At 70.9% G+C, this 15892-nt stretch carries 14 protein-coding genes and 1 pseudogene; 9 read left to right on the top strand and 6 right to left on the bottom strand.

Translation table 11 applies throughout. The annotated features are described in order from the left end of the window. The 3 genes and pseudogenes from ACFVX4_RS27045 to ACFVX4_RS27035 all read left to right on the top strand — a co-directional run. Window positions 1-105: pseudogene (locus tag ACFVX4_RS27045) on the top strand (ketol-acid reductoisomerase); the annotation flags it as partial. 273 nt (window positions 106-378) lie between these two features. After that, a complete protein-coding gene (serA, locus tag ACFVX4_RS27040) occupies window positions 379-1971 on the top strand; it encodes a phosphoglycerate dehydrogenase (RefSeq protein ID WP_389981649.1) in 1593 nt (530 codons plus the stop codon). Window positions 1972-2049: 78 nt separating this feature from the next. After that, entirely contained in the window at window positions 2050-2643 is a 594-nt protein-coding gene (locus ACFVX4_RS27035; protein ID WP_389981648.1) for a TetR/AcrR family transcriptional regulator, read from the top strand. A 59-nt stretch (window positions 2644-2702) separates the two neighbouring features. Here ACFVX4_RS27035 and ACFVX4_RS27030 read toward each other — a convergent pair whose 3' ends face one another. Further along, window positions 2703-3845: a PucR family transcriptional regulator gene (locus ACFVX4_RS27030; protein ID WP_389981646.1), complete on the bottom strand. Its 1143-nt coding sequence runs from the start codon at window positions 3843-3845 to the stop codon at window positions 2703-2705. Between the two features lie 179 nt (window positions 3846-4024). Here ACFVX4_RS27030 and ACFVX4_RS27025 point away from each other — a divergent pair, with 179 nt between their 5' ends. Together ACFVX4_RS27025 and pruA are read left to right on the top strand one after the other, a co-directional pair. Next, window positions 4025-4951, top strand: a complete 927-nt coding sequence (locus tag ACFVX4_RS27025; RefSeq protein WP_389981644.1) for a proline dehydrogenase family protein — start codon at window positions 4025-4027, stop codon at window positions 4949-4951. Window positions 4952-4989: 38 nt separating this feature from the next. Further along, window positions 4990-6621 (top strand): L-glutamate gamma-semialdehyde dehydrogenase, encoded by a 1632-nt coding sequence (pruA, locus tag ACFVX4_RS27020; RefSeq protein WP_389981642.1) that lies wholly within the window; start codon window positions 4990-4992, stop codon window positions 6619-6621. 119 nt (window positions 6622-6740) lie between these two features. On the opposite strand, the gene ACFVX4_RS27015 is transcribed toward pruA, so the two are convergent. The 4 genes from ACFVX4_RS27015 to ACFVX4_RS27000 form a co-directional block, all read right to left on the bottom strand. Then, window positions 6741-7451, bottom strand: coding sequence for a nitroreductase family protein (locus tag ACFVX4_RS27015; protein ID WP_389981640.1), 711 nt, complete (start codon window positions 7449-7451; stop codon window positions 6741-6743). An 81-nt stretch (window positions 7452-7532) separates the two neighbouring features. After that, complete coding sequence (locus ACFVX4_RS27010) at window positions 7533-8741, bottom strand: lysophospholipid acyltransferase family protein (RefSeq protein WP_389981638.1); 1209 nt, start codon at window positions 8739-8741, stop codon at window positions 7533-7535. Then, entirely contained in the window at window positions 8738-9598 is an 861-nt protein-coding gene (locus ACFVX4_RS27005) for a phosphatidate cytidylyltransferase (protein WP_389981636.1), read from the bottom strand. Before ACFVX4_RS27005 ends, ACFVX4_RS27010 begins: the two co-directional genes overlap by 4 nt. Further along, complete coding sequence (locus ACFVX4_RS27000) at window positions 9595-10167, bottom strand: CDP-alcohol phosphatidyltransferase family protein (RefSeq protein WP_389981634.1); 573 nt, start codon at window positions 10165-10167, stop codon at window positions 9595-9597. Before ACFVX4_RS27000 ends, ACFVX4_RS27005 begins: the two co-directional genes overlap by 4 nt. Window positions 10168-10278: 111 nt before the next feature. On the opposite strand from ACFVX4_RS27000, the gene ACFVX4_RS26995 reads away from it, so the two are divergent. Beyond that, window positions 10279-10824, top strand: coding sequence for a GNAT family N-acetyltransferase (locus ACFVX4_RS26995; protein WP_389981632.1), 546 nt, complete (start codon window positions 10279-10281; stop codon window positions 10822-10824). Between the two features lie 365 nt (window positions 10825-11189). After that, window positions 11190-11318, top strand: a complete 129-nt coding sequence (locus ACFVX4_RS26990) for a hypothetical protein (protein WP_266426945.1) — start codon at window positions 11190-11192, stop codon at window positions 11316-11318. Window positions 11319-11330: 12 nt separating this feature from the next. On the opposite strand, the gene ACFVX4_RS26985 is transcribed toward ACFVX4_RS26990, so the two are convergent. Beyond that, window positions 11331-12905: a purple acid phosphatase family protein gene (locus ACFVX4_RS26985; protein ID WP_389981630.1), complete on the bottom strand. Its 1575-nt coding sequence runs from the start codon at window positions 12903-12905 to the stop codon at window positions 11331-11333. A gap of 129 nt (window positions 12906-13034) precedes the next feature. Here ACFVX4_RS26985 and ACFVX4_RS26980 point away from each other — a divergent pair, with 129 nt between their 5' ends. Both ACFVX4_RS26980 and ACFVX4_RS26975 read left to right on the top strand, forming a co-directional pair. Beyond that, window positions 13035-14111, top strand: coding sequence for a 3-isopropylmalate dehydrogenase (locus ACFVX4_RS26980; RefSeq protein WP_389981628.1), 1077 nt, complete (start codon window positions 13035-13037; stop codon window positions 14109-14111). Between the two features lie 238 nt (window positions 14112-14349). Further along, on the top strand, window positions 14350-15438 hold the full coding sequence (locus ACFVX4_RS26975; protein ID WP_389981626.1) for a branched-chain amino acid aminotransferase: 1089 nt from the start codon (window positions 14350-14352) through the stop codon (window positions 15436-15438). Window positions 15439-15892 lie beyond the last annotated feature (454 nt).

Below are 15892 nucleotides of genomic sequence, written 5' to 3'. Positions count from 1 at the left end.
CCCAAGTACAACGAGTACAAGAAGGCCGACAGCGACCACCTCCTGGAGACCACCGGCCGCGAGCTGCGCAAGCTCATGAGCTGGGTCAACGACGAGGACGCGTAACACCGACGCCCCGGGGGCGGGTCCACGGACCCGCCCCCGGGGTGTTTCCCCGCTTCACCGCTGGAAGAGGCGGCGTCGTACGTGTGTACAAGTCGTCCACCCCCGTGTGGGTGATCCTTCCAACGGGGCGCAGTATGCGTCCTGGCGCATGACTACACTTCTCCACACATACACGCGTCAGGCCCACAGTGTCGTGCGTCTTCCACGCGGCAAGCCCCTCCACCGCCTGCGGCCGTCGGGACGGCCGTCCGCACTGGACCTGTGAGGACTCACGTGAGCTCGAAACCTGTCGTACTCATCGCTGAAGAGCTGTCGCCCGCCACGGTGGACGCGCTGGGCCCGGATTTCGACATCCGGCAATGCAACGGCGCGGACCGCGCCGAGCTCCTCCCTGCGATCGCCGACGTCGATGCCATCCTGGTGCGCTCCGCCACCAAGGTCGACGCCGAGGCCATCGCCGTCGCGAAGAAGCTGAAGGTCGTCGCCCGCGCGGGCGTCGGTCTGGACAACGTCGACGTCTCCGCCGCCACCAAGGCCGGCGTGATGGTCGTCAACGCGCCGACCTCCAACATCGTCACCGCCGCCGAGCTGGCCTGCGGTCTGCTGGTCGCCACCGCGCGCAACATCCCGCAGGCCAACACCGCCCTCAAGAACGGCGAGTGGAAGCGCTCCAAGTACACCGGCGTCGAGCTCAGCGAGAAGACCCTCGGTGTCGTCGGCCTCGGCCGCATCGGCGTCCTGGTCGCGCAGCGCATGTCCGCCTTCGGCATGAAGATCGTCGCGTACGACCCCTATGTGCAGCCCGCGCGTGCCGCGCAGATGGGCGTCAAGCTCCTCACGCTGGACGAGCTGCTGGAGGTCGCCGACTTCATCACCGTGCACCTGCCCAAGACCCCCGAGACGCTCGGCCTGATCGGCGACGAGGCGCTGCACAAGGTGAAGCCCTCGGTCCGCATCGTCAACGCCGCGCGCGGCGGCATCGTCGACGAGGCGGCGCTCGCCTCCGCCCTCAAGGAGGGCCGCGTCGCCGGCGCCGGCCTCGACGTGTACGCGAAGGAGCCCTGCACGGACTCCCCGCTCTTCGAGTTCGACCAGGTCGTCTGCACCCCGCACCTCGGCGCCTCCACCGACGAGGCCCAGGAGAAGGCGGGCATCGCGGTCGCCAAGTCCGTGCGTCTGGCCCTCGCCGGTGAGCTCGTGCCGGACGCGGTCAACGTCCAGGGCGGCGTGATCGCCGAGGACGTGCGCCCGGGTCTGCCGCTCGCCGAGAAGCTCGGCCGGATCTTCACCGCGCTCGCGGGCGAGGTCGCGGTCCGCCTCGATGTCGAGGTGTACGGCGAGATCACCCAGCACGACGTCAAGGTGCTCGAACTCTCCGCGCTCAAGGGCGTCTTCGAGGACGTCGTCGACGAGACGGTGTCCTACGTCAACGCCCCGCTCTTCGCGCAGGAGCGCGGTGTCGAGGTCCGCCTCACCACCAGCTCCGAGTCGCCGGACCACCGCAATGTGGTCACCGTCCGCGGCACGCTCTCGGGCGGTGAGGAGGTCTCGGTCTCCGGCACGCTGGCCGGGCCCAAGCACCTCCAGAAGATCGTCGCCGTCGGCGAGTACGACGTGGACCTGGCGCTGGCCGACCACATGGTGGTGCTGCGTTACGACGACCGTCCCGGTGTCGTCGGCACGGTCGGCCGGATCCTCGGCGAGGCGGGTCTGAACATCGCGGGCATGCAGGTCTCGCGGACGGACGCGGGCGGCGAGGCGCTGGTCGTGCTCACCGTCGACGACGACGTCCCGGCCTCGGTGCTCGCCGAGATCTCCTCGGAGATCGGTGCCGCCTCGGCCCGCACGGTGAACCTGACCGACTGACGGTCGCGGCGTTTCCACGTACCCGGCATCTAGACGCGCGTCTTACACAGGCGTCTGCATGCCGGGTACGCTGCTGTCATGGGACACCGTGAGGATCTGCTCGAAGGCGCCAAGCGCTGCCTGCTGGAGAAGGGATACGCCCGGACGACGGCACGCGACATCGTGGCCGCCTCCGGTACGAACCTCGCCTCCATCGGCTACCACTACGGCTCCAAGGAGGCCCTGCTCAACCTCGCCTTCCTCAAGGTGACGGAGGAGTGGGGCGATGTGCTCACCGAGAAGCCGGACGAGGGCGCGGACGCCGGCGAAGAGCCCCGGTCGCCGCTCGACCAGTTCCGTGACACCTGGCAGCGGGTGATCGACAGTTACCCGGAGACCCGGTCCGTCTGGCAGCTCCAGATGGAGGTCGTCTCCCGGATCGACAAGGACCCGGAGCTGCGGAAGGCCCTGATGGGCCCGCAGCGCGAAGGGCGCGACGGGCTTGCCGAGAACATGCTCGGCATCGACCCGGAGAAGGACCCGGAGAAGGCGCGGGTGGCCGGGCTGTTCTGTCAGGCGCTGCTCGCGGGCGTGATGGTCCAGTGGATGATGGACAGCGAATCCGCCCCGTCCGCACAGGACTTGACGGACGGTCTGAAAGTGATGCTGGAGGGCCGGGCGGACAGGCCCTAGGGTCTTTCGTTTGGATCATGCCGGACCCCGCGAGCCCGGCATGATCCAAACGAGAGGCCCTAGCCCCCGAGCCGTGCGCCTTTGAGTGCCATGTGCAGCAGCAGCCGGTCCTCGCCGTCGTTCAGATCGAGGCCGGTGAGCTGCTGGATCCGGGAGAGCCGGTAGTAGAGCGTCTGGCGGTGGACGCCGAGTGCGGCGGCCGTCCGGGACGCCTGGCCCGCGCAGTCGAGGAACACCTCGGCGGTGCGGGCCAGATCCCTGTGCGGCGGGGTGAGCAGGGTACGGACCACGGGGTCGGCGGAAGCCTCCGCGGGGAGCGCGGTCAGCAGCCGGTACGGCCCGATCGCCGACCACTCGACGACCGGGCCGAACCGTGACTCGGCCGTCGCCGCGCGGGCGGCGGCCACCGCCTCGTGCCAGGCCGCGGCCAGGTCCGCCAGTCCCCGGCGGGGCGCCGCGATCCCGGCAGTGGTGTCCCGGCCCGCGGTGGCACGCAGCCGGTCCGCGGCCAGGAGCGCCGGGTCGAGCACGTCGGTGGAGCGCAGCCGGACCAGCGCGGCCAGGGAGGGAAGCCCCCCGGTCACGGGGACCGGGGCGAGCGCCGCCGTCGACGGCACCGTACGGACCGACGGCGGATCGTCCGGCCACGGGGCCACGCACACCAGCGTGTGCAGCCCCTTCGCGTCCGGCCCCAGCGCCTCGTCCAGTGCGGCCACCGCCATGTCGCGCTGCCAGCCCCGCCCGGCAGTCAGGACCGTACCGAACTCCCGGGACAGGTCGGTGCCCGCCCGCGCCTCCTCGGAGAGCAGCGCCCCGATCCGGGCCGCCACCTCCATCGCCGCCTTCAGCTGTGCGTCGGTCGGCCCGGGGTCCGCGTCGAGCAGCCAGACGTAACCCAGCACGGCCCCTCGATGGCGTACCGGCAGACAGATCCGGCCCCGGAAGACCCCGGCCTCCGGGGCCGCCGGAATGCGGACCGGGCCGGTGGCGCGGGTGATGCCGAAGCCCTCGAACCAGGCGCGGACGGCGGGTGTGGAGCGGCGGGTCAGGATCGAGCGGGTGCGGACCGGGTCCATCGCGGTGTCGTCGTCGCTGTCATGGGCGCCGAAGGCGACCAGGCCGAAGTCCCGGTTCTCCAGCGTCGCGGGGGCGCCGAGCAGCCCGGAGATCTCGTCGACCAGCTCCTGGTAATCGCCCTTCACCCGGCCATTCTCGCACCCCTTCAGACATATGTCTGAGAACCGGGGAACGGATGCGTGACAGCTGTCGATGGCACAGGATCGGAGAGATCCTTAGATTTCACGGTGGTTCTCCGTGCTGTACCGGTCTGTTCCCCGATTTCCGGTATGGCCTTCGTTCGTACTTTCCGTGGAGGTGCCCCGTGCTGGGTCCCGTGATTCTCGCCGCGTCCCGCAGCGACAAGATGCGCCGTTTCATCTCGGCCGCACCTGGCACCAAGCAGGTCGTCGACCGGTTCATCGCCGGTGAGACCGTCGACCAGGTCGTCCCGATCATCGAGGACGCCGCCGACAAGGGCCTCGAAGTCACCCTCGACGTGGTGGGCGAGGACATCACCACCCCCGAGCAGGCCTCCGACGCCCGCGACGCCTACCTCGAACTGATCGGCCGCCTCAAGGACCTGGGCCTGGGCACCAAGGCCGAGATGTCCGTCAAGCTCTCCATGTTCGGCCAAGCGCTGGACGGCGGCCACGAGCTGGCGCTCGCCAATGTCCGCCCGGTCGTCGAGGCCGCCGCCGAGATCGGTACCACGGTCACGCTGGACGCCGAGGACCACACCACCCTCGACTCGATGTTCGCCATCCACGAGGAGCTGCGGAAGGACCACCCGCAGACCGGCTGTGTGATCCAGGCCTACCTGTTCCGCACCGAGGACGACGCCCGCCGCCTGGCCGCCGCCGGCAGCCGCGTCCGCATCGTGAAGGGCGCCTACAAGGAGCCCGCCTCCGTCGCGTACCAGGACAAGGCCGAGATCGACAAGGCGTACGTCCGCATCCTGCGGATCCTCATGGAGGGCGCGGGCTACCCGATGATCGGGTCCCACGACCCCCGCCTGATCGCCATCGCCCAGGAGCTGGGCCGCAAGGCCGGGCGCAAACTGGACGAGTACGAATTCCAGATGCTCTACGGCATCCGCAGCGACGAGCACCTCCGGCTCGCGGCCGAGGGCCACCGGATGCGCGTCTACACGGCGTACGGAACCGACTGGTACGGCTACTTCATGCGCCGCCTCGCGGAGAAGCCGGCGAACCTGCTGTTCTTCGGCCGCTCCATCCTCACCAAGGGCTGAGCCCCCTCCACCTCTCTATCCAAGGAGCAACGGAACCCATGGACGCTGTGACCCAGGTCCCCGCGCCGGTCAACGAGCCGGTCCACTCCTACGCCCCGGGCTCCCCGGAGCGTGCCCGCCTGGAGGTGAAGCTCAAGGAGCTCGCCGAGAACCCGATCGAGCTTCCGATGACCATCGGTGGCGAGAAGCGGATGGGCGGCGGCGAGCGCTTCGACGTCGTGCAGCCGCACAACCACAAGGCCGTCATCGGTACGTTCGCGGGTGCCACGCAGAAGGACGCGCAGGACGCGATCGACGCCGCGCTCGCCGCCGCCCCGGCCTGGCGCGCGATGTCCTTCGACGACCGCGCCGCGATCATCCTGCGCGCCGCCGAGCTGCTGTCCGGCCCGTGGCGCGAAACGCTGGCCGCGTCCACGATGCTCGGCCAGTCCAAGACCGCGCAGCAGGCCGAGATCGACACCCCCTGCGAGCTCGTCGACTTCTGGCGCTTCAACGTGCACTACGCGCGCCAGATCCTCGCCGAGCAGCCCCCGGCCAACTCGCCGGGCGTGTGGAACCGTATGGACCACCGCCCGCTGGAGGGCTTCGTCTACGCGATCACGCCGTTCAACTTCACGGCCATCGCGGGCAACCTGCCCACCGCCCCCGCCCTCATGGGCAACGTCGTGGTGTGGAAGCCGTCCCCGACGCAGACCCACGCCGCCGTGCTGCTGATGCAGCTCCTGGAAGAGGCCGGTCTGCCCAAGGGCGTCATCAACCTGGTGACCGGTGACGGCATCGCCGTCTCCGAGGTGGCCCTGAACCACCGCGACCTGGCCGGCATCCACTTCACCGGCTCGACCCCCACCTTCCAGCACCTGTGGAAGACGGTCGGCAACAACATCGCCAACTACCGCACCTACCCGCGGCTCGTCGGCGAGACCGGCGGCAAGGACTTCGTCGTCGCCCACCCCTCGGCCGACCACGCCATTCTGAAGACCGCGCTGACCCGTGGCTCCTTCGAGTTCCAGGGCCAGAAGTGCTCGGCCTCCTCCCGTGCCTACGTCCCGGCCTCCATCTGGAACTCCGGTTTCAAGGAGAAGTTCGCCGCCGAGGTCGACGCCATCAGCATGGGTGACGTCACCGACCTGTCGAACTTCATCGGCGCCGTCATCGACGACCGCTCGTTCGCCAAGAACAAGGCCGCGATCGACCGTGCCGCGTCCGACCCGAGCTGCACGATCGTCGCGGGCGGCACGTACGACGACTCGGTGGGCTACTTCGTCCGCCCGACCGTCATCGAGTGCAGCGACCCGGCCAACGAGGTCTTCACGACCGAGTACTTCGGCCCGATCCTCGCCGTGCACGTCTACGAGGACGACAAGTACGACGAGATGCTGGAGCAGATGGAGTCGGTCTCCGACTACGCGCTGACCGGCTCCGTCATCGCGAACGACCGCGCCGCGGCCGCGTACACGATGGAGAAGCTGCGGTACGCCGCGGGCAACTTCTACATCAACGACAAGTCGACCGGTGCCGTCGTCGGCCAGCAGCCCTTCGGTGGCGGCCGTGCCTCCGGTACGAACGACAAGGCGGGCGCCCCGCAGAACCTGCAGCGCTGGACCCTGACCCGGGCCATCAAGGAGACGCTGGTTCCGCCGACCGACTACACCTACCCCCACCAGGGCTGACACCCCTCGGGGCGCCCCACCCCGGCGCCCCGCCACGAATTCCGCCTCCCGCCCGGTTCCCCTGCCGGCCGGGAGGCGGTTTCCATTCCGGGGCCGGTTCCGCCGTCCCGCCGAGGGCGTCAGATCTCCTTGAGCACCTGATCCAGCGACTTCCGCACCAGGCCGGGCACCTGGCAGTCGTCGGCCGGATACCCGACCGGAATCACCGCGAACGCCTTCTCGTTCGCCGGGCGGTCCAGCACCTCGCGCAGGAACCGCATCGGGCTCGGCGTGTGGATCAGCGCCGCCAGGCCCGAGAGGTGCAGGGCCGAGAGCAGCATGCCGACGGCGATCCCGACCGACTCGTCGACGTAGTAGTGCTTGTGCCTGGTGCCGTCCTCGCCCACCCAGTACCGCTGCTGGAAGACCACGACCAGGGCCGGGGCGTCCGTCATATGGGCCTTGACCGCATCCGTGCCCAGCGGTCGCAGCGCCGCCAGCCACTCCTCGCCGAGCCTGCCGTCGTAACTGATCCGCTCCTCGCGCTCGGCCGCCTCACGGATGCGCCGGCGTACCTCCGGGTCCTTGACCAGGACGAAGGTCCACGGCTGCTGATGCGCGCCGGACGGGGCGGTCGCGGCACAGGCGATCGCGTCCTTCACGACCTGCTCGGGAACGGGATCGGACGAGAACCGGCGTACGGTTCTGCGCCCGGCCATCAGCTGTCGCAGGCGGGCGGCACGTGCGAGCGAATCCTCGGCCGCGATCCGTTCGGGACGGTAAGGGACCGGCTGGTAGGGCGCGCCATGGATGGGCGTCCACTGCGGGGGTACGGCTGTGGTGTCGGACATGTCGGCAGTGTGGCGGGCGAGGACTGGTCCGGACCAGGGTGCCGTCGGACAGAACCGGTACGCCCGTCGGTCGGTGTCCGGTCAGCTCCAGCCCGCGACGATCAGCGAGAGCCCCGCCGTGAACCCGCCGCCCAGCAGGGCCAGATAGCGGGCGTACTGGCGGCGGTGGCGGCGCATCAGCAACCCGAAGGCGGCGAAGCCGAGCCCCACGGTGAGCGTCCGGGAACCCCGTGCCGTCGCCGACGCGGCGAGCCAGTCGAGCGCGGGGACACCGGCGCGGCCCGCCTCGGCCCCGTACACCTTGAACGGAATGCCGTTCCACGGCTGGTGCCGCACCGCGGACGCGCCCTCCACGGCGAGCTCGGCCCGGACCTCGTCCCGCATCCGGTCGGTGGTCAGCGGAGCGGGCAGGTGCGCGCCCGCGGCGGCCAGCTGAAGGGCGAGCAGGCCACCGGCCAGGCTGCCGGCGAGCGCGCCCAGCGACATCCTCAGCGCCGCCCGCGGCACCGCCACACACACCGCGGCCAGCAGCAGCTCGGGCATCAGCGGCCAGCTCAGCGCCTCCGCCAGCGCCCAGCAGAACGCCAGCGGAACACCCCGGCGGGAGGTCACGACCGCGGCCACCCGGCGCCGCGTCGCGGAGTCCTTCAGCGGCTCGGCGACCGTGCGCGCGTGCAGGGCGACCACCGCGTCGCGGGCCTCCCGGGGACCGGTCGTCGACGGCAGCGGGTCACCGATCGACACGCGCACCAGTGCCGAGCGCAGCCGGCCGTGCTTGGGCAGCAGCCGGTCCGTGCCCGCGATCCCGACCGGCACGACCGGGACCCCGGCCCGCTCGGCCAGGACGAGTGCGCCGCGATGAAAGGAGCCCAGCTCGCCGTCCTTGCCCCGGGTTCCCTCCGGGAACAGCACGACCGCCCGGCCGGAGCGGAGCTCGTCCGCCATGGACAGCAGGTCGTCCATGCCGCCGCCACTGCGCCGCACCGGGAAGCCGGCCGCGAGCCTGCGGCAGATCCGGCGCCGCCACGGCGAGGCGAACCAGTAGTCGGCCGCCGCGCCGATCGCCGGGGTGTGCCGGGCGTCGAGCGTGGCGAGGAGCGCCGCAGTGTCCGCGTGCGAGGAGTGGTTGGCGACGACGACACAGCCGCCGCGCGGCAGCCGGCCGCGCCGTTCCACCCCGCCGGTGAGGCTGAGGACGCCCCACCACAGACCGCGCCGGAGCGCGGCGGTGAACCGGGAGCGTACGGGCAGCGCGACCTGCTCGCGGACGCGCGCAGGGGTGGGGGTCATGTCATCACCATCGCCAGGAGAAGGGCCACCAGCAGGGAGTCGATCCGGTCGAGGAGGCCGCCGAAGCCGGGCAGCCAGCTGCCCGCGTCCTTCACCCCCGACTCGCGCTTGACCATCGATTCGATCAGGTCGCCGAGGACGCAGCCGCCGAGCACCGCGGCCCACAGCGGGAACGCGAACTCGCCGAGCACGAGCAGCCCCGCGGCCGTCGCCACCGCCGCACCGAGCACCCCCGCCCAGGTCTTGTTGGGGGAGAGCGGCGACAGCGGCCGGGCGAGCGGGCCCCGGCGGCCCAGGGCCGTACCGCCGCACCAGGCGCCGACATCGCCGAGCGCCACCGCGAGCCCCACCGCGACACCCGTGTCCCCGAGCGTCACCAGACCGGTCAGGGCGACCGGGATCCACAGCAGCCCGAAGGCGGTACGCGCGGTGCGGGTGAAGCCGGCCCGGTCGTCCCCGCCCAGCACCGGCACGAGCGCGGCCGCGACCAGCAGCAGCGCCGCCGCCCGGACGTCGAGGAGCTGCGGCGCCAGCCACGCCAGCGCGGGGAGCGCCACCGAGGCCGCCACGAGCACCGCGAGGTCACCCCGGCGCAGCCCCGCCATCCGCGCGAACTCGCCCGCCGCGACCACCCCGAGCCCCGCGGCCAGCGCGAACGTCCCGCCGCCGCCCAGGAAGTACGCCCCCAGGAAGACCGGCGCCACCAGCGCCCAGGTACGCCACCGCTTGCGCAGCTCGGCCCGCATCCGGACCTTCGACGGCAGTACGGCGACGGCGACACCGCCCGCCCCCAGCACCCCTGCGACCAGCGGCACGGCCCGCGCCGCGGCCTCCTCGGCGATCAGTACGGCGCTCATGCCAGTTCCCGCCACAGGCCCGCCAGCCGGAGCGCCGCGGTGAGCAGCGAACCGGCCGCGATCACGATCAGGACGGGCACGGCCCAGCCGCTCGCCGCCGCGACCACGACCAGCAGGCAGCGTTCGGTCTTGCCGACCGGGCCGCCGTTGCGCCGGGGCGCGCCCGCCGCCGCGCCGGCCAGCGACACCCAGGACGGCAGCGTCGCCGCGAGCCCGGCCACCGCCACCAGCCACAGCGGGGCGAGCGCCAGGAAACCGGCCAGCACGACCAGATCCGCCACCCGGTCGCCGAGTTCGTTGAGCACCGCGCCGCGCCTGGTCGTCCGGCCCATGTCGCGGGCCAGCGCGCCGTCCAGGTTGGCGAAGGCGAGCCGGGCGGCGAGCAGCAGGGCGACCGGCAGGGCGGCGAGGCCGGTGGGCAGCCAGGCCAGCGCGGCGGCGGCACCGGCCGCCGAGACCACACCGGCCGCGGTGAGGGTGTCGGGCGACACCGCACGGCGGACCAGCGAGGCGCGGACACCGGAGAGCCGGTCCGCGTACCAGGGCTTGAGAGCGTAGAGGCCGTTCATGGGCCCAACTCTCTTGCGACGCACAGCCTTTCGACACGTGGCAGGTACTCATATGCCGACTGAGTACCTGGTGGCCGAGGTCACCCGACAGCCTCTGAGAGGCTGGGGCGTATGACCGAGGCGATCCTGCGTACCGCACACACCAGCCGGCTGGCCCCGGCCGCACTCGACGAGATCCGCACGCTGCTGGACACCGCCTTCGAGGGCGACTTCAGCGACGACGACTGGGACCACGGTCTCGGCGGCATTCACGCGTGCGTGCGCGACAGCAGCGGGCTGCTGGCGCACGGCAGCGTGATCCAGCGCCGGGTCATCCATCTGGGCCGCTCGTACCGGATCGGCTACGTGGAGGCCGTGGCGGTCCGCGCGGACCGGCGTCGGGAAGGGCTCGGCGGGCGGATCATGACCGCGCTGGAGGAGGTCGTCGACGGGGCGTACGCGTTCGGCGCCCTGTCCGCGTCGGCCGCCGGGGCGGCGCTGTACGCCGGGCGCGGCTGGCGGGTGTGGCCGGGGCGGATCGCCGTACAGGCGCGGTGCGGGGTGGAGCGGCTGCCGGACGAGGAGGGCAGCACCTACGTCCGTGGCGCGGCCGGCCGGGTGCTGCCCGCCGGCTCCGGGACGCTGGTCTTCGACTGGCGGGACGGGGACGTGATGTGAGCGACATGTGTGCGAAGGGGGCGCCGGGCGCGGTCCGTCGGCTGTGTCACCGCCCCTGAGCAGGCACGATCGCCGGAAATCCGGGTTCTCGTCCGGGTGGCGCGGGCGGGCGGGCCCAAACCTCCGTCTCAGATAGTAGGACGTCCGAGTAATTGTGGAGACAGACCGGCCGAGCTGCCCTAGCTTTGTAGAAGCCGAACGTCACGCTAGATCCAGCGAATGGCGGTCGTGAGTGCGCGCCCTTGTGCAGGCAACCCCTGCGGCGCCCGCTCCCCGCCCCTCCGGCGCCTCGAAATCCCGATCTCGAAATCATCTTCACGATGTTCGATCTCGAAGTCCTCGCGATCTCAAGGAGTCGATCCATCATGGTCCAGACGACTGTCCGCCGTGTCCGTCACACCCCCCGCCCGACCGAGTCGGAGCGCCGGAATGCCGCCGCCGCCCTGCAGCGCGCCCTCGACCGCAGGGACAACGGCGGTTCCACCGGTCACTGAGACCGGTTCGCCTCAGCCCCGCCTGATCTCGAAGTGGTCGATGCGCTCGCCCGACTCGGCGAGCGCGGTGACCTTCATCCGGGCGTGCCGGCCGGGCTCCACCTCCACTGCCAGGAACGAGAAGCCGGTGTAGCGCACCCGGGACCACTCCACGGTCTCGGTCGCCTTTCCGCCGCCCTTGACCACGTGGTACGTGTCCACGCTGTCCAGATCCTGGACGTGCCCCTCGTAGGTGTCCGGCGCCGGGAAGTCGTACAGTGCCTTGCCCGCGCCGCCCGCCGTGACGTACACGATGCCGTCCCGCGTCGGGTCGGTCCGCTCGCCGATCGGCACCTTGCGTTGGACGGCGTTCTTCAGGATCGCGTCGGTGCGCTCGTAGACGTGGTTGTGGCCGTTGATGACCAGGTCCACCTGGTGCTTCTCGAAGAGCGGGACCCATGCCTCGCGCACCCCGCCGTCGGAGGCGTGCGCGTTGGTCGTCGAGAAGGCGCAGTGGTGGAAGAAGACCACGACGAAGTCGATGTCGTGGCGGGCCCGCAGCTCGCCGAGGCGCCGGTCCAGCCACCGGGTCTGGCGGCCGTCGCTGATTCCGAAGTTGGCCGGGATCTCGTACGAGACGTCATTGGCGTCGAGGGCGACGACGCCCACATTGCCGTGCACGAACGAGTAGGCGCCGGGCTGGTTCACCGGGTCCGGGCCGTTGCCGGGCAGCGTCCAGCGGGCGTTCTGGCCGCCGTAGCCGTCCGGGGAGTACCAGGCCTCCATGTCGTGGTTTCCGGTGGTCACCATCCACGGCACGGTCTTCGACACGGTCTCCGTCTGCGCCAGGAACTGGTCCCAGGTGCGGGCGTCGTAGGTGTCGGTGCTCTGCCCGGAGCCGGACGGGTCGGCGTAGCAGATGTCGCCCGCGTGCAGGTGGAACGCCGGGTTCTGGCCCAGGATCAGCTGGTCGTTGCCGAGCGCGTGGTAGCTGACGCCCTGGTCGCCGAAGGCGGTGAAGGTGAAGGCCTCGGCGCGCGAGGGCGCGGTGGTGAAGGTGCCGAGCGTGCCCAGGTTGCGGGTGTCGGCGGGGTCGAAGCCGTCGTGGCCGACGCCGTAGTAGTACGTCGTGCCGGGCTGCAGCCGCTCCAGGCTCGCGTGCACGTAGAACTGCTCCGTGGCCGCGATCTTGCCGCCGTTCAGCTCGGGGGTGGTCAGGTGGCGCACCTCGGCGTCGATCCGGCGGCTCAGCGCCCACGGCTTGTGGCCGATCCGGATGTACGGCCGCTTCACGGCGAACGGGACCTGCCAGGAGACCGCCATCTGCGTCCTCGGGTCGGCGCCGTAGGCCAGGTGCCGGCCGAACGGCGCCACCAGCGAACCGTCCACCTGGGTGGAGGTGCGGCGCGAGGCGAGCACGGTGGGGGCGGCGTAGGCGGGCGAGGTGGCGAGCCCGGTGCCGAGACCGGCGCCGGCGACGGCCGCGGTCGCCACGCTCGTACGCAGCACGCCGCGCCGGGTCAGCCGGGCACGCAGGTAGTCGTGCTGCTCTGCCATGCTCATGCGGTCGGCGAGCTTCTCGGGGATTCCGAAGCGGGGGATGTCCATGGACCAGAACATCCACCCGCTGCCTGACTCCGTACCGTCGAGTAGGTGAACGGTGCACGTACAACTCCCCATGTGTCCGTATGGTGGACGTTACGTGTCATGGGGTGGGACGCGCAGTAAGGTGCGGACATGTCTCGCAGCCTCAATCTCGCAGTGATCCCCGGTGACGGTATCGGCCAGGAGGTCGTGGCCCAGGGCCTCAAGGTCCTCAACGCTGTTCTCCCGCAGGACGTGAAGCTGGAGACCAAGGAGTACGACCTTGGTGCCCGGCGCTGGCACCGCACCGGTGAAACCCTCCCGGACGCGGAGCTCGAAGCCCTCAAGGGCCACGACGCCATCCTGCTCGGCGCGATCGGCGACCCCTCCGTGCCGTCGGGCGTCCTGGAGCGCGGGCTCCTGCTGAAGCTGCGGTTCGCCTTCGACCACTTCATCAACCTGCGGCCGTCCAAGCTGTTCCCGAACACCGCGACCCCGCTGGCCGGCCGCCCGGACATCGACTTCGTCGTCGTCCGGGAGGGCACCGAGGGCCCGTACACGGGCAACGGCGGCTCGCTGCGCACCGGTACGCCGGCCGAGGTCGCCACCGAGGTCAGCGTGAACACCGCGTACGGCGTCGAGCGCGTCGTCCGTGACGCGTTCGAGCGGGCGACCGCCCGCCCGCGCAAGAAGCTGACGCTGGTGCACAAGAACAACGTCCTCGTGTACGCCGGCCACATGTGGAAGAACATCTTCGACAAGGTCGCGACCGAGTACCCCGAGGTCACCACCGACTATCTGCACGTCGACGCCGCGACGATCTTCTTCGTCACCCAGCCGGAGCGCTTCGACGTCATCGTCACCGACAACCTCTTCGGCGACATCCTCACCGACCTCGCCGCTGCCGTGACCGGCGGCATCGGCCTGGCCGCGTCCGGCAACATCAACCCGACGGGCACCTTCCCGTCGATGTTCGAGCCGGTCCACGGCTCCGCCCCCGACATCGCGGGCCAGGGCAAGGCCGACCCGACGGCCACGATCCTCTCCGTCGCCCTCCTGCTGCGCCACCTCGGCTACGAGGCCGAGGCCGTGCGCATCGAGGACGCCGTCTCCGCCGATCTCGCGGAGCGAGGGGGGCACCTCCCAGGCCTTTCGGGCTCTGGGGGAGGGGCGACGAGTCGCACGACCGACCAGATCGGCGACGCGCTCGCGGTACGCGTAGCGAACTGACCCGACGACTCCGTTTCGAAGCCGCCGGGTAGCAGCCGCACCCGGCGGCTTCACCTGTGCGGCCCCGGGTGCCACCATCGACCACTGGACCGCAAACACGCCGTTTCGTGCACGGCCACCCGGGAGCGATAATCGAACGGGGCCGTGGCTCGCAACAAAGCTCGGACGTCCTAGCACCTGTCTGACAGGAGTGGCGTGAGCGCGGTCCAACACACACAACGGTGAAGGACACGCACTCATGACGACGCCCACGATCGAGCTCAAGCCCTCCTCGAACCCGCTGTCCGACGCGGAGCGTGAGGCGAGCATGGTCAATCCCGGATTCGGCCGCCGCTTCACCGATCACATGGTGACGATCAGGTGGACCGAGGGCCGCGGCTGGCACGACGCCCAGCTCGTGCCGTACGCACCGCTTTCGATCGATCCCGCCAACATGACCCTGCACTACGGGCAGGAGATCTTCGAGGGCCTCAAGGCGTACCGCCAGCCCGACGGCTCGGTCGCCACCTTCCGCCCCGAGGCCAACGCCAAGCGCTTCCAGGCCTCCGCCCGCCGGCTGGCCATGCCCGAGCTGCCCGTCGAGACGTTCATCGCGGCCTGCGACGCACTCGTCAAGCAGGACGAGGCCTGGGTTCCGGCGCACGGCGGCGAGGAGTCCCTCTACCTGCGCCCGTTCATGATCGCGACCGAGGTCGGTCTCGGTGTGCGGCCCGCCAACGAGTACCTGTTCCTGGTGATCGCCTCGCCGGCCGGTGCGTACTTCCCCGGCGGTGTGAAGCCGGTCTCGATCTGGCTCTCCGAGAACCGGGTGCGCGCCGTCCCCGGCGGCATGGGCGACGCCAAGACCGGCGGCAACTACGCCGCGTCCCTCCTCGCCCAGGCCGAGGCCGCCGAGAAGGGCTGCGACCAGGTTGCCTACCTCGACGCGGTCGAGCACAAGTGGGTCGAGGAGCTCGGCGGCATGAACCTGTACTTCGTGTACGGGAACAAGATCGTCACCCCGGCTCTGACCGGCTCCCTGCTCGCCGGTGTCACCCGTGACTCGCTGCTCAAGGTCGCCCGCGACCTCGGCTTCGAGTCCGAGGAGGGCCGCGTCTCCATCGACCAGTGGCGCGAGGACACCGCGAACGGCACCCTCACCGAGGTCTTCGCCTGCGGCACCGCCGCCGTCATCACCCCGGTCGGCACCGTCAAGTCCGAAGGCGGCGAGTGGGTCCAGGGCGACGGCACGCCCGGCCAGGTCACGATGAAGCTGCGCGAGCGCCTGCTGGACATCCAGCGCGGCGTCGCCGAGGACACCCACGGCTGGATGCACCCGCTCGGCTAGGGCCTGCCCGGCGGATCATGGCCTAGGTCCGGCACGCACGCCGGACCACCGCGTTGTCGAGGGTCGCGGCGGTCCGGACGGGATGCCTCGGTCCAGACCCTGCACGTACGAAGGCCGCGCCCGGCTGTTCGCCGGGCGCGGCCTTCGCGCGTCATGCGTGCGCACTGTCGGCTGCCTCCTGCCGGACGGCGCCGCTGCCCGGTGGCAGGAGCGCTCCGTGGGACGGGGCGGGGTGGCGGGGCCTCGGATCATTCCTGGCATTGCTGTGCAGTTGCATACCTTCCTGTGTCCCACGCTAGACGGTTCGAACGGGTCAAGCGGGGTGTTCGCGCAATGATTGCCGAGCCCGCACAGAGCAGCGACAGAGTGAAACTCCGCCTCGCATCGGCTCGTCAAAAATCCAACTGTCCCATAGATCTGCCGTGTTAGTGTGCCGGAGTTCGCGATCCAACGC

The organism is Streptomyces sp. NPDC058240, from assembly GCF_042882135.1.
Lineage (GTDB): Bacteria > Actinomycetota > Actinomycetes > Streptomycetales > Streptomycetaceae > Streptomyces.
Note: the sequence above shows the minus strand (reverse complement) of the source record. Positions and strands in the feature narration are given on the sequence as shown.